Source organism: Nitrospirota bacterium (genome assembly GCA_016212215.1).
GTDB lineage: Bacteria > Nitrospirota > 9FT-COMBO-42-15 > HDB-SIOI813 > HDB-SIOI813 > JACRGV01.
Genome location: JACRGV010000009.1, coordinates 12,654 through 27,704, shown reverse-complemented (window position 1 = coordinate 27,704; position 15,051 = coordinate 12,654). Strand labels below are relative to the sequence as shown.

10 protein-coding genes are annotated in these 15,051 nt (G+C 38.7%); 5 read left to right on the top strand and 5 right to left on the bottom strand.

Going from position 1 to position 15,051, the window contains the following annotated elements; translation table 11 throughout:
- Positions 1-92 precede the first annotated feature (92 nt).
- Both HZA08_01230 and HZA08_01225 read right to left on the bottom strand, forming a co-directional pair.
- Positions 93-881 carry a glycosyltransferase family 2 protein gene (locus HZA08_01230; protein ID MBI5192045.1) on the bottom strand — a complete coding sequence of 263 codons (789 nt, stop codon included), beginning with the start codon at positions 879-881 and terminating at the stop codon, positions 93-95.
- Positions 882-913: 32 nt separating this feature from the next.
- On the bottom strand, positions 914-1,711 hold the full coding sequence (locus HZA08_01225; GenBank protein ID MBI5192044.1) for a PEP-CTERM sorting domain-containing protein: 798 nt from the start codon (positions 1,709-1,711) through the stop codon (positions 914-916).
- 675 nt (positions 1,712-2,386) lie between these two features.
- Here HZA08_01225 and HZA08_01220 point away from each other — a divergent pair.
- Entirely contained in the window at positions 2,387-2,989 is a 603-nt protein-coding gene (locus tag HZA08_01220) for a hypothetical protein (GenBank protein MBI5192043.1), read from the top strand.
- On the opposite strand, the gene HZA08_01215 is transcribed toward HZA08_01220, so the two are convergent.
- Positions 2,983-3,156 (bottom strand): hypothetical protein, encoded by a 174-nt coding sequence (locus tag HZA08_01215; GenBank protein MBI5192042.1) that lies wholly within the window; start codon positions 3,154-3,156, stop codon positions 2,983-2,985. The genes HZA08_01220 and HZA08_01215 overlap by 7 nt on opposite strands.
- Positions 3,157-3,237: 81 nt before the next feature.
- Here HZA08_01215 and HZA08_01210 point away from each other — a divergent pair, with 81 nt between their 5' ends.
- From HZA08_01210 to HZA08_01200, 3 genes are read left to right on the top strand one after another with little or no spacing between them, the layout of a single operon-like run.
- Positions 3,238-5,388: an Ig-like domain-containing protein gene (locus tag HZA08_01210; GenBank protein ID MBI5192041.1), complete on the top strand. Its 2,151-nt coding sequence runs from the start codon at positions 3,238-3,240 to the stop codon at positions 5,386-5,388.
- A gap of 57 nt (positions 5,389-5,445) precedes the next feature.
- A complete protein-coding gene (locus HZA08_01205; protein MBI5192040.1) occupies positions 5,446-7,353 on the top strand; it encodes a CRTAC1 family protein in 1,908 nt (635 codons plus the stop codon).
- A gap of 40 nt (positions 7,354-7,393) precedes the next feature.
- Positions 7,394-9,331, top strand: a complete 1,938-nt coding sequence (locus HZA08_01200) for a CRTAC1 family protein (GenBank protein MBI5192039.1) — start codon at positions 7,394-7,396, stop codon at positions 9,329-9,331.
- Here HZA08_01200 and HZA08_01195 read toward each other — a convergent pair.
- Positions 9,315-10,421, bottom strand: a complete 1,107-nt coding sequence (locus tag HZA08_01195) for a beta-galactosidase (GenBank protein MBI5192038.1) — start codon at positions 10,419-10,421, stop codon at positions 9,315-9,317. The two genes, HZA08_01200 and HZA08_01195, sit on opposite strands and share 17 nt — an antisense overlap.
- 227 nt (positions 10,422-10,648) lie before the next feature.
- Here HZA08_01195 and HZA08_01190 point away from each other — a divergent pair, with 227 nt between their 5' ends.
- Entirely contained in the window at positions 10,649-11,971 is a 1,323-nt protein-coding gene (locus tag HZA08_01190; protein MBI5192037.1) for an ATP-binding protein, read from the top strand.
- Positions 11,972-12,004: 33 nt separating this feature from the next.
- Here HZA08_01190 and HZA08_01185 read toward each other — a convergent pair whose 3' ends face one another.
- Entirely contained in the window at positions 12,005-15,043 is a 3,039-nt protein-coding gene (locus HZA08_01185; GenBank protein MBI5192036.1) for a glycosyltransferase family 39 protein, read from the bottom strand.
- Between the last annotated feature and the right edge of the window lie 8 nt (positions 15,044-15,051).

The following is a 15,051-nucleotide window of genomic DNA, read 5'->3' as shown; positions in this document are numbered from 1 at the left end:
TACGCCCCCCTATATTTTTTTCGCTGTTTTAATGATTTATCTGGTGATAACTGATCACCTGTGTCCATTCTACTGAATTTGAAGGAGAAATGCTAACCAGCAACTTTCCTGTCGATTTTTCTTCTATTTGCGCTGCTAAATCTTGCACCCTCCATTCTTGTTAACTTATACTCAAGCACTTCAACAGGTTTGATATCTTTTAATTTTTTATACAAAGAACATAATTCACGGAATGCCTTCATTACCACCTTGATATTGGCACCTGTCTGTTTTCCATTTAAACGGGGATAATGTGTCACAGGATGTTGTTTCATTTCAAACCCATACCTCTGAGACTGTACAAGTATATCTGTATTTACCATAGCACCTACCGCATCAATCTTGATCGTGTCAAAAACTTCTCTCCTGAATAGCTTGAAGGCACAGTCAAGATCTTTAACCTTCAACCCAAGCACAAGCCTGATTAACATCTTCCAGCCCCATGCATTAAATTTTCTATGAAATGGGTCCTGACGTTTTGCACGGTAGCCTATAACAATGTCGCAATCACTGATAAGTTTTAAAAAAGTAGGCAGCTCCTTCAGATCAAACTGCAGGTCAGAATCACAAAAAAATACATAATCATATCTGGCCGCAGTGATTCCAGACTTTAACGCTGCCCCATAACCGAAATTAGTCGGATGATGAATCGGTTTTACATGGCTGTCGTTTTTAGAGAGTTTATTAATAATCTCTCCTGTTTTGTCCTTACTACCATCATTAACAACTATAACTTCCCAAGGCGATGCAATCCTGCTGAGAACCTTCTGTGCCTGCTTCACTGCCTGAACTATATTCTCTTCTTCATTATAAGCTGGAAATACAAGACTAATGCTCGGCATGCATTTTCTCCTCTAATGTTTATAAGTAAGAACTAACTATTCTTCCTTCTTCCTTTAAGTAATCCCATTCCAACTAACGCCCCGCCAAGTAATAATATCGTTGCAGGTTCCGGTACAACATTAGCTTTTACTGACACACTATCAGCATAACCCCATGAAGGATAAGAAGTATCATTGTTGGTAAAAAGCGTCATCCTAAGGAAATATGTTTCACCTGGGGTCAATATTGTAGTATCATACGTCTTACTACAATTCTTCCATCCAGTGTCCTGGAGTCCTCCTCTATCAAGCCCCCCTTTTTGACCACAAGGTTGGGCAACGTAACTATCATCTGATTTTCTTATAACTGCCCAAGTAGTATCATTAGCACTTGAATCCCATGTCATAAGCCGCCAATAGAAAGATACATCTGTATTTATTGTGTGGGTAGGGATAGTGAAGTCATTTGATTGAATAACTCTATAGCCTGTCAATTGAGGAGTACCGGTTTCATTACTGGGTATCCCGCCTCTTACAAAATAATTATCACTACTCCCGCTTCTTACATAAACCGGACCATGGACATGATGCCCCCCTGCATCAACAATAGAATTAGGGGCATTATCAACACTATCCATCAATGTGATTTCACTATCTAATAATGTTTTTACATTCGGATCAGTTGTACCAACTGCCACAGATGCTTTAGTCCAAGGACTTAAAGCCCCGCTGGCAAAATCACCGTTTGTGAGCAACTCATGAGGGACAGTTGGAACAGCATACGATATTCCCGATGAAAGTCCAAATATAACCCCCGCAATAACTATAGTCTTTTTCCAAATACCTCGCATGTTCAATCCCCCTTGTTGAAAATTCTTCATTGTTAAACATTATTTATATTTTACCCGTTCAGCAGAGTCTTATGCTGAAACTCTATAGCTGAATTTATAAATATTTTTGATGCATTTTTTATACCAGATATTATTATAAACATAATCTATTGATTTATAAAGAATATTTTTTCTTTGACCAACATGCTCATAATTGAACTGTAAAAAAAGCTGTCACTTAAATACATATAAACACCCCCCTTAAACATATATTTCTCTCAATTAATAACTAATTCTACTGCATTTTCAATTAGTTATAAACGATACTATTAGTGTTAATTTTTCTGTCACTTAATTATTATAAAAGAGCCTTTTTCAATTTAACTTATATATTATTATTCTTATATATCAATTAGATATGCAATAAATTGAGAGGTGTAATTTATTTTAACAGTTACATTCACGATACATTTTTTGAGGTGTTATAACCTCAATCAAGTTCAAACACTTACCAGCCGAATGAATAAGGGCTTTTTGATTATATTATATTGGCATTAAAAATGCATTATCTTTTATTAGGATATAGGAAATGTTATTAGAAAGGGGGTGAAACGGACAGAGGTGCTTCATCATTAATTATTGCCTTATTTATTTCCAAGATGGAAATTATACAGTTAAATAGGAAAGGAGAGACACATGAATAAAAAAGGTAAATTAGCTTTAAGTCTTACTCTGGCAGGTACACTCATAGGATTACTAGGAGTTGTTACTCCAAGCAGTGCGGTAGACCCGTCAGCCGCAGTAGTAATCAACCCACCATATCTTTCTTATGCTACCAAGTTCGTATGCGGGTCAACTCCAAATCCATCTACAGCAACAATCGAAGGAACGGATGTGGTAAAGGGGATGTATAAGACCGCAGTAAACATCCATAATCCACAAGCAAAACGGGTAGATTTCTTTAAAAAGGCCGTGGTTGCATTTCCTGAACGATCAACAACAAAAGGACCAATATCAAATATTAAACAGGAGTTTCTGGATTCGGACCAGGCCATGGAAGTGGATTGTCAGGATATCAGGTCACTATTTCCATCGGGTGTAACTCTTAATACACATATTGAAGGATTTGTAGTCATAATGGTTACACCGGATGCAGCCTCCGGAATGGTTAGAGAGCTTGATGTGTGGGGAAAATACACAGCAAGACACCGGAATAATGCAAGTGGAATACCTGATGTAACCACAGATGTAGAAAGCATTGACATAATACAGGTTCAGCCAATTCGCGTAGCTCAATAGAACGTATCTGCCATAAAATTCTTTAATAATTTATCAGAGGCGGATGCCATAAACACCGCCTCTGATAAATATTCCAGTAAAAAACCCTCTTCGCCCCTGCAAAAAATATCAAAATAATTAGCATTTGCCATATAATATCCGGCAACATTCGGGCATAAGATTTGCATACTATTTTATTACTAAAAGAATTGGAATGGTTAACCCTTAAAATACAACATGAATCAACGGTAATAAGCGGGGGACTGAGAATGAAAAAGAGGTCACTTTTATCCTATGCACAGGTTTTAATCATATTATTATTTCTGGGGACTCTGTTCGGAGGCTGTGGTTCTATTAATGGAGGTGCACAAAATTCCACAGCAGGTGCCTCACCTTCTGATACTACTCCACCGGCTGTAACTTCCACAACCCCTGCAAATAATTCAACTGATGTAGGTATTAATACAATTATCTCTGCTGTATTCAGTGAGCAGATTAACCCATCCACATTAATTACAGCAAATTTTATAATGACATCAAATGGTACTAATATACCCATTATAGTTACATATAATGGAACCTCTGTTACCATTACACCAACAGCCTCACTTTTGCACTCCAATACTTACACAGTAACAATTACTACAGGCATAAAAGACATATCAGGCAATAACATGACCAATAGTTTCTCATGGAGCTTTACTACAGATGCGGCGCCTGATTCTACACCTCCTTCTATAAATTCTACAGCTCCTGAAAGAAATACTACAGGTGTTGCTTCCAATGCTTCTTTAACAGCAACATTCTCGGAACCTATCAATCCATCTACAATAACAACAGCAACATTTACTTTAACTAAAACAGACGGCAGCAGTGTTACAGGAGAGGTTTCTTATAATGGAAATACTGCTACTTTTAAACCATTAGCCCCATTAAGTTATTTAACTGACTACACTGCAAATATTACATCCGCAGTAAAAGATTCAGCAGGAAATGGGATGACAAATGATTATACATGGACTTTCACTACCGGTTCTGCTTTAGATGAGGATACTACACCACCTTCTGTAAGCTCTACATATCCTGAGAATAATACAACTGATATTCCTTCTAACATTTCTATATCAGCAACATTCTCCGAATCAATTAATACATCCACTGTAAATACAACAACATTCACTCTGGCTAAATCAGGCGGGAGCGATGTTACAGGAGATGTCTCTTACAATGGAATGACTGCTACTTTTAACCCATCAGTCTCTCTCGATGACTCTTCTCCCTACAATGCAACAATCACAACAGGGGTAAAGGACCTGGCCGGCAATTATATGGCATCCAACAAATCATGGAGCTTTACTACAGGCATAACCCCGGATACCACACCACCGGCAGTAATTCTTGATTCGTTTGCTCCTGCCGGTAATTCTACCGGTATAAGTGCTGATACATCTGTCTCTGCAACCTTCTCTGAAGCTATGAACCCACTTACCATAACAACAGAAACATTTACTTTGAAAAAAACGGATGGCAGCACGATAGCAGGAAATGTTACTTATAATAACGGCACTGCTACATTTAAACCATCAGCCCCGCTTAGCTACGAAATTCAATACACAGCAACCATCACTACAGGGGTTCAAGACGTTGCAGGTAATGCATTGGTAAATAACTATTCATGGACATTTACGACTGGAAGCACAATGTCAAATATAGCCCTTGATAAGATCAAGGATGCAATAAGTTTAGAAAAGCTGTTGAAAATCAACAGCCTTTTTGAAATAACAATACCATCTCAGCCTGAACTGACAAGAACCCTGTCAGGAGACATCTCTTTCCAGAATATAGCCGGTGATGCCAATGGTTCCATAGCAAACGTTGAAGTCGAAAGGATTGGGGCAGGCGAAGCAAAGTTAGGCACAACTACTAAACATATCAACATATCTATTAAATCCAATATTAAGGCCCATGAGAATGATGATGGAAGCTGGAGTGTATCACATATTTCGCCTAATGAAATCATTATGACATCATCAGGAACTCCGGACCCGGAATTCAAAATAAAATGGGTTAAAATCAAAAATCAGGAAGGGGTTGTCTTTTGGGAAACAGGCATCTCCCGAGAACTCCGTAATATACCCGATGGATTACCAATCTTGAATAAAAACAATGAGGTCACAGTTGAGATGGAAATATTTACCCCTGCATCAGTACCTGTTAATGCCTACCTGTTCTATGATGATGGGAAAAGCGTGTCCAAATTAATATCAAATGGTTCAACCTATTCTAAAACATTTAATATCGGGAACAAGGTGTCAGGAGAAATCCACATAGGAGCTGTAGAGGTAATCAGCAATGAAAGCCTTACAGTGTCTCCTTCATTCCAATCAAGTGCATGGCTGCTTGGATATAAAGTCAAATAGAGTGACTGCCATTCCTTTTTTACCTAAGGTTATTTTAATAACAAAGGAGGCTAAGTATTGAAGAAACAACTGTGTCGTTTTATTATTTGCTCGATTACTTTCGTCATATCTGTCTTGATCAATTATGGATTTGAGGTAACTAATGCATCAGCAACTTTTACAAATGTTACTGCTTCAGCAGGACTCGGGAAGGTTGGGGCGAGTTACGATAACCCGATGTGGGGTGATTTTAATAATGATGATAATCCTGATATTCTTATTCAACACCACGTAGGGCCTCTATCTCTTTATCTGAATAATGGTTCCGGTAAGTTTATTAACATAATTGGAACTTCAGGCATTACTCCTGTGACAGGCGTAGACAGGCATGGTATGGCATGGGGAGATTATGATAATGACGGGAACTTGGATATATACATTACAGATGGAGCCTGCATGGGTAACTGCATAGGCGGTAAGAGCGATGAACTATGGAAAGGAAACGGGCAGGGGAAGTTTATAAACGTTACAACCGCCGCCGGTGTTGCAAACTCCTCCGGTCGAGGAAGGAGTGCCTACTGGGTTGACTATAATAATGACGGACTCTTAGACCTGTTTGTCTTGAATTATAATACTAACAGTGTAATGTACAGGAATAACGGCAATGGGACATTTACAAACGTTGCATCAGCAACCGGCCTAATGAAAATAACAGGTAAGGTCTGTTCATGGGCAGATTATAATAATGACGGTGCGATGGACATTCTTGTAACCGGGGTTGTAAAGGACAGGTTATTCAGAAATGACCCCATTTCCCATATCTTCACTGATATAACAACGCAAGCAGGTCTTCTCCCGAGGATAGGAATGGGAACAGCTTGGGGAGATTATAATAATGACGGCCTGCCTGACCTTCATGTCTCACGGGGGATAGAAAAGATGAGGGATGTCTTAATCTGGAATGCATCTAAAATTACATTCTTAGATGAGGAAAACTTGGAAGACGGCGTTGATTTTACTACCAATAGTGGAAGTGTAACCTTTGACCTTTATATTAGTAACCTCGCGCAAAAAGGCATGATTTTTATCGGAGGGAATAAAACCAATCCTGCATCTCTGCCATTTACAATATCTGCATCAGACCCCTTGCTTGATGGAATGCCTGCTTACACCCGTGGAGTAGACACAGGTTATTATATCTGGAAAGATAATACAGGCACATGGCATCTGAGGTACAGCGGATATAACAAGTGGCCTGTATATTATGGCGTCATAACAGGTAATGGTAGTTTTACCTCAGTTGTCCCGACATTTACCCCTGCAAGACTTCAATTTAAAGATACACTTTACAAAAATAACGGTAACGGCACTTTTACTGATGTTACTGATTCAGCAGGTGTTGGGAAGTTTGGTAATCATCAAACATCTGCCTTTGGAGATTTTAATAATGACGGTTTCATAGATCTATATACTGTAGAGGCTGGAGACATTTCAGGAAGTAAACCTAATCTCCTGTATAAAAATAATGGTAATGGTACATTTACGAATGTCGCTGTTTATAATGGTATTGATGCGGGCAATATTCAGAGCCGCCATTTCGGTGCTGCATGGGGTGATTATAATAATGATGGTTTTTTAGACCTGTTCATGAAAAATGGTGTGGGAATGTCATATCCCCTCGCAACAGGCAGTGATGTCCTTTACAGGAATAATGGAAATAATAGCCACTGGCTAAAGGTTAAGTTAACCGGGACTCAAAGTAACCGGTCTGCCATTGGTGCAAAGTTGATATTAAATATTAACGGTCAAATCCAGTACAGGGAAGTTAACAGCGGCGGTGAATTACATTCTCAAGGCAACGTACCGGTGCATTTCGGAACAGGTGCTGCAACGGCCGTAAATTCTCTTATAATTAAGTGGCCATCCGGATTAACTCAAATTTTAACAAACATACCGGCGAACCAAACTTTAAGAGTTGTTGAGTAATCATTTAGTGCAAGCTAAGTTGAAAGCAACGCAGTACATAATGAAGAATATTAATACATTGTATTATCTTTCTATTCTGCTCATACTTCCAATTTTAATCTACGGGTGTTTAAATGATCCAAAAAATGAGGATTCGCAAACAACCTTTTCAGATGTCACATCATTAACAGTGCTGGGTAAGGCAAAGACCGGCCTAAGTTTTATTAACCCAATCTGGGCAGACTTCAATAATAATAATCAACCGGACATACTTATACATCAACATTGGGAAAAGCTAACCTTTTATGATAATAAGGGGAATGATAAATTTAAAAATATTACAAAAAATACAGGCATTAGTCCTGTGGGAGGCAAGGACCGTCACGGCATAGCCATTGGTGACTACGATAACGATGGGAATTTAGACATGTTCATAACAAACGGCGGGTGTCACGGTAATTGCTCCGGCAGCAAAACTGATGAACTCTGGAAAGGCGATGGACATGGAAATTTTACAAATGTAACTTTGACTGCCGGAGTTGAAAATGCCGATGGACGCGGCAGGAGTGCATTCTGGGTTGACTATGACAACGACGGATTTCTTGACCTGTTTGTTTTAAACTATGCATCTACCAGCGTATTATATAAAAATAATGGAAATGGAACATTTACAGATGTAACAAAAGAAACCGGGTTAGACAATATTGATGGCCAGACTTGTTCGTGGGCGGATTATAATAATGATGGCACAATGGATCTGATTGTTGTAGGTATCAACAATGACCGGTTATTTAAAAATAATCCGTCTTCACATACATTTACTGAAACAACATCAGAATCCGGTTTTTTGAAGAAAATAGGGAATGGTGTTTCCTGGGGTGATTACGATAATGACGGCTATATGGACTTATACATTGCACGGGGTGTTCACACTAATTACCACAATTTAGTTTCAAAACCATCAGAAATACATTTTAAAGATGAGATAGAATTATTAGCAGGAGAAATTAAATTTGAGACTCAAAGCAGTAATGTTACTTTTGATCTATTAATTAAAAATACACATCAACCCAACAAAATATTTTTAGGGGGCGGGAAAACAACCCCTTCTACAGTGCCTTTTACTTTAACAAGAGATGATGAACGGCTTACAGGTGTTCCCACTATCCTGCCGGTATCAGAAATAGGTTTTTATATTTGGAAAGATGAGTCTGATGTCTGGCATGTATATTACAGCAGTAACGGTAACCTGAATATATTCTACGGTAAAATAACAGGTGACAACAGCTTAACTAATATCAAAACAAATTTTAAACCCGTTGATACCGGTTTCATAGATACGCTATATAAAAATAATAAAGATGGGACTTTCAGTGATGTAACAACTATATCCGGTATGGATAAAATTGGATCACATTCAACAGCCTTATGGGGTGATTACGATAATGACGGCCTCATGGATTTATACGTTGTAGATGGAGGAGATATTTCCGGGGGTGCCCCTAATATATTATTTAAAAATAATGGTGATGGGACATTTACAGATGTTGCAGGCAATACAGGAACTGATGATAATAAAGCCTCATACCGGCACTTCGGGGCTGCATGGGGGGACTATAACAACGACGGTTTCCTTGACCTTATCCTGAAGAACGGCGTTGGTGAGCTATACCCATTAGCTTATGGACCTGTGATTCTTTATAAGAATAACAGGAATAAAATTAATCACTATCTAAAGGTTCAATTGGCAGGGAAGAAAAGTAACCGTCTTGGAATTGGAGCGAAACTTACCTTGACAATTAACGGGAAAAATCAATTCAGGGAAGTAAACGGAGGCGGAGGAGGGGAACTTCGTTCTCAGGGAAGCGGCCCGGTGCATTTCGGAACCGGAACCGCCTCATCAATTGATACTCTTACAATACAATGGCCTTCTGGAATTGTACAGAAATTAACAAACATCAAGGCTGATCAATTTATGACTATCAATGAGGAGGAATAGCTTTAAGTCTTTCATACAGAAATCGGATTGCATCCTGCTGATCAGGGTCCTGAAGGTCCTTAGTAAAAACCTCAATATAATGGATAGGATAGGATAGTGCCTTTTCAAATGCCATCCTTAAATTTCCATGCGCATCCGGTGCCAATGTTTGAAATCCTATAATATTACCGTTTACAGCATGGTTTTTCATAATTGCATGGCTAATAAAAGTCCCTGAAGTATCTGTATTTTCGTGTAGTCCATCCTGTTGAAGATAAAGTCTATGACCGAACTTTGATATAGCGTAATTTGCAATAACTTCTTCTTTATCGTCACCCTTCATATTTGGAATATCTTTGATCGTAGGTGCCAAGTCCATAAACAACGGCTTTGTTGGAAATGATACTGCATAATTATCTAAAATATTATTCCATGTCTGAACGAAATTATCACCTAAACCGGAATTAACCACCTGGTTTATTTGATCATTTGTCATAAGGTCGCCGCGTAGATAATATAGCTCCCCGCCGGACCCGTTGGTAATGGCAACACGTTGCACACGCGGATTGGAATCGTACCGTGAACCTAATGCCTTAACAAAGGTAGTCCATGCCGAGAGATATTCAGTATCCCAAATTATGGGTAACCTACATTCGGCTTGTTTCGTTATACAAAGGTGATCTACATATTTTGTTTTTAGCCAGAGCCAACCAGGCGTCCACTCAGACCTGCCTCCGCCGATAATCCTTATTACAACTTTTTTATTATACGCACTTGCCCTTTCAATAACCTTATCAACAGGCGTCCAATTATATTCACCAGGGGCGGGGTTAAGTGTAGACCAGACAAATCTGGGTGCAATCCCTTTAACATACGGATGCTTCACCTGCAACATATTATCTATATCATCATTATTCAGTAATTGAAGGGATTCAGCCTTCATGTCAAGCATAAAAAAAGCCCATATCCCGGATATATCATCTCCCGCTATTTTCAGGTCAGTCGCAGGGGCCGGCTGGACAGATAGTGCCTTTCCTGTTGAAATGAATTCTGTACTTAAAATTATTGCAATAAGAAGAACTATTAAAACCGCTATTTTTTTTGTTGTCATGTAATCATCCTATCTTTCCCAAAGATATACTGCTGCATTATAACCCTGGTAAACAGGGTTACTCTATAGTTCAATATAATCTAACATCTATTTATCATCTAAAGCAACAAATATAAGATAGTAATAAACTTGAGTATTGAAACTTTTTTCAATATATCGTAATATTTATTACCGTAACCAGAGTTACGCCAGAGTAACGATATATATATTATATGGGAATATGAACCATGAAGTTTTATAATCGCAAACAGGAACTCCATGAACTTAACAGGCTTTACAATCAGTCAAAAGATACCGCACGTATGACTGTGATTACAGGGCGTCGGCGTGTCGGTAAAACAATGCTTGCACTGGAATTTGCCGGTAAGCATAAGTTTATTTACCTGTTTGTCTCCAGGAAGTCAGAGCATCTGCTTTGTATGGAATATATTGAGGAGATAAAAAAACATTTTCCACTGCCTGTCATTGGAGATATTAAATTTTTTAAGGATGTCTTTGCCCTTCTTCTTGACCTTTCAAAAAAAGAGCGGTTCATCCTGATTATTGACGAATTTCAGGAATTCTACAATGTAAATTCAGCAGCATATTCAGAGATTCAGCGTCTATGGGATTTGAATAAATCAAAATGTAAAATGAATCTCATCTGTATAGGCTCTGTTTATTCGTTAATGCATAAGATTTTTGAAGAATCAAAAGAGCCTTTATTCGGGAGGGCGGACAGGATACTTTTCCTTAAACCATTTACCATAAAAGATACCTATAGAGTATTATCAGATCACAGGGCATCTGATATGCGGTCGCTTTTTGATTGTTACGTACTTACCGGCGGAATGCCTAAGTATCTGGATATATTGACATCGAATGATGCTTTATCTTACAAAGATATACTTAATTTTATGCTCACACCGAATTCTCCCTTTATAAACGAGGGGAAAAACCTGCTTATAGAAGAGTTCGGGAAAGAATATGGAACGTATTTTTCTATCCTCGAGCTTATATCTATCGGCAAGACAGCAAGGACAGAGATTGAATCTGTTTTAGAGATACATGCAGGCGCCTATTTAGCAAGACTTGAGAATGACTATGCACTAATCTCAAGGCATAAGCCGGTAGGCGCCAAACCGGGTTCACGTCTTCAAAAATATAAAATAACAGACAACTTCCTTAACTTCTGGTTCCGGTTCATTTTCCGAAACCTATCCGCTGCTGAAACAGAAAATTATTCTTATATTAAGGAAATCATAAACAGGGATTATTCGAGTTATTCAGGACGTATTCTCGAAAGATTTTTTCATCAGATTTTTGCCGAAACAGGAAACTATAATGTGATCGGTTCGTACTGGGAAAAAGGAAATCAGAATGAAATTGATCTTCTTGCAATCAACGATTTGAAAAAGGAAATCACTATGGCCGACATCAAGCTCGACAGAGGAAAGATAAACCTTAATGCCTTAAAGACAAAGGCCGGAGGTTTGCTCAATATATATTCAGGCTACAAAGTCAAATGGCTGGGATTGAGTCTGGAAGACATGAAAGATTATTTGAAGTAAGGTGGACGTATTTATGGTTGTTAATTTCCCTTTCTATCTTTCCCAAAGATATACTGCTGCATTATAACCCCGGTAAACCGGCTTACTGTTTAATTGAATATAATCTAACATCTCCTTATCATCAAAAGCAACAAATGTGCGATAGTTTACAGCGGCAATCCATACACGACGATTATTGTTAAAAACATTTTTAAGATCAGATACACTCCTTATTACCGGACGTCCAACATACCTGTCAAGATAATAAGGGGATGGATTTCCTGATCTTCCGATGTCGTAAAAGACCTGCCTGTCTGTATAACTCTGTATATAATAATCAGGTGTAATGTCTGAATAGTACTCAATGGTATGTGACATAACTGCAATAACAATATCTCCTTTCTGTAAATTACTTTTTATGAAAGCACCGACATCCCTGTAGTCATAATCAATAACACCGGACCGCGTGTGAAAAGCCGGCTGAGTAGGGTCATAAGAAAGACGGTAGAGTTTCAGAAATAAGCTGTTGGAAGAGATAAAGACAACAACCAGAAATACAGAGCATGTACCCCATATAACCGGAGACAGGATTGGCAGCCGCAGTCCTTTAATCTTCTCTGCCATCCATGAAAAACTTAAAATTGAAACACAAGCGGCAATGATTATCAAAAAAGGCTGGCTGAAGTAGATGTATCGTGAAGTATAATAAGGCAGTAGATTTGCCAGCTCAAGAAGTATAATTATAATAATTGCATAGAGGTAGCGTAGTCCTTTATATTTTCTCAGAAATATTATTCCACAAACGAGCAATAAAGTGAAAATAACGTGGTTCTCCTGAAGGAGGAAGTTTGTTACATAAAAAAACGGGTCATACATAGGATACAAAAAAACCGGTAAAGGGGTGGTTACGTCAGAGGTGCCTATTCCAACAACGATATATGGGATTTGATAATACGTCCTTCTGGCTGTCTGTAGAAACACACCGGCAACCACTATACCCACAGCAAGCCATATATGCCTGTTTTTCAGCCAGGATAAATCCTTACCTTTGTATAGGATTCCTGCAATCAGGAGGGCAGGCAGGAGAAAGCCTGAAACCTCCCAGCTAAGATATGTCAGCAGGAATGAAATTGCAATATAATAGGCATACCGTGGTTGTTTATCATATCTCTCAAGATAGATGTAAAACAGATAAACTGTGAGGAGGGTGAACATCTGTACCTGCTGGGGAAAATAACAATCCTGTGCCCACGCTATGGCAAGCGGTGAGAAGGTATAAAGAATAGCTGCATACAGCCCTACAGCATATCCGAATAAACGCCCTGCAAACAAACCCACAAGGAGTATCGTTACTGTACCAAAGATAACAGCAGGAACTCTTGCAGCGGTTTCAGTGTCTCCGAACATCTTTATAGAAAAGGCTATTGGAAACGGCACGGCCTCGTAGGTAGTGAGCGGCTTTTCAAGTTCTCCCAGCATCTTAGATGAATAACCATGTTCAAGAATCCCCTGTGCAAATCGCACCATAGCTACTTCATCATGACTGAAAGACCTTGACCCGAGTGATTGAAGTCTTATAAGAAATCCTGTGAGGCAGAGTATTATGAGAAGTATAAGGAAGACAGCATACTTCTTCTGTAATATTTCTGAATAAGAAGAAAAACCTGTAGAATCTTTCAAGGCATAATGCTTTAGCCTCAAAAATGATAATAAAAAAAGAAAAACAAATATGCCGCCGGATACATAAAACGCCCATGGATTAAATATAACTGAAGGCTCATACTTAATATCAAAAGAAAGGAGATAGATTATTCCGAAAAAGAGCAGTGATGGGAGAAATAAATATGAAGTTATCTGTAAATGCTCAATCAGCGATGTATCAATGATGAGTACCTTCTTTCTTATAACAGAAAGTACAAGCCATGCAAGAATTAACAACACGGTGTTAAGAAATATAACCGCTGTCATCCTCATAAATCTGTATGTATAATATCCCTGAGGCAGATTTATCGGTCCGAGTATCCGCTTCTGTATCTGGGCAGTTGAGATAGATGCTGTTCCTGAAACTACTGTGATAGCAGGTTTCCAGATAATATCCCTTTTCCCTTCACCTGAAATATAGGCATAACTGCCTGCCATCCATGAACGGTCAGATGCAAGACTTATAATCTTCCCATCTGCCATCTCCACTATACAATCAACAGCTATGCCCTGAGTATTGCCTTCTCCGGATACTTCGAGCGTAATAACATTATTACCATTATGTATCAATGGAGTAATCTTCAACATATCTACCATGGGAGTAATAAATGCAACTCCATCCAGACGGAATCCGTTTACTGTAAGCGTATAAGACAAACCCGAGTAGATGCGGACCCACACCTCCCTGAGAGGCTCTCTTGAGATTATGATGTCCTTTTTGAATAATATTGTAGAGGAAGGGGCATCGGGGTGCCATATAATATTACCACGGAATGGTCTTGTGAAAACTGCCGGATTGGTAGTAAGAAACCCATTATCATAACCTTGGGCAGGGCTTATCTCTGAAGCATATTTCCAGTTAGTGTCATCAAAATCCTGTTCATACCAGGCAGATATATTTGTACCGGAAGATGCATAAGATTCCTGATTTGAAACGCGCCATGATTTATCAGAGGAAAAGGCATGCTGATGGCCTGAAACATCTGTGTAATTTCCTTCCATTGCAATGTCAGTCGCACTGCCGGAACTCATCCTGTATACGAATACTGCAATGACATTTTTGCCGTGCTGCAAACTTCCGCCGATATCGTAAATACCTGCAGCATTAACAGAAGGAAAAGTCTCCTTACCGACTACCCGGCCGTTGATATAAAGAATAAATTTATCCGGGGCACTTATCTTAATCCATCCCTCTTTAATTTTTTCAGGTATAAATAATACCTTTCTGAAATATGCCACAGGCTGTTGTGAAGGTGATGAAATCCAAACTGCCTTATTAAATATCTGTGGATAAAGCCTGGGAGGAATTGCAAAAAAAGTCTTCCAAACAAAATAACCGGAAACAACTCCGAATATTATAACTATAAATAATGCTGTTCTAAGATGTCTCATTCGTAAAT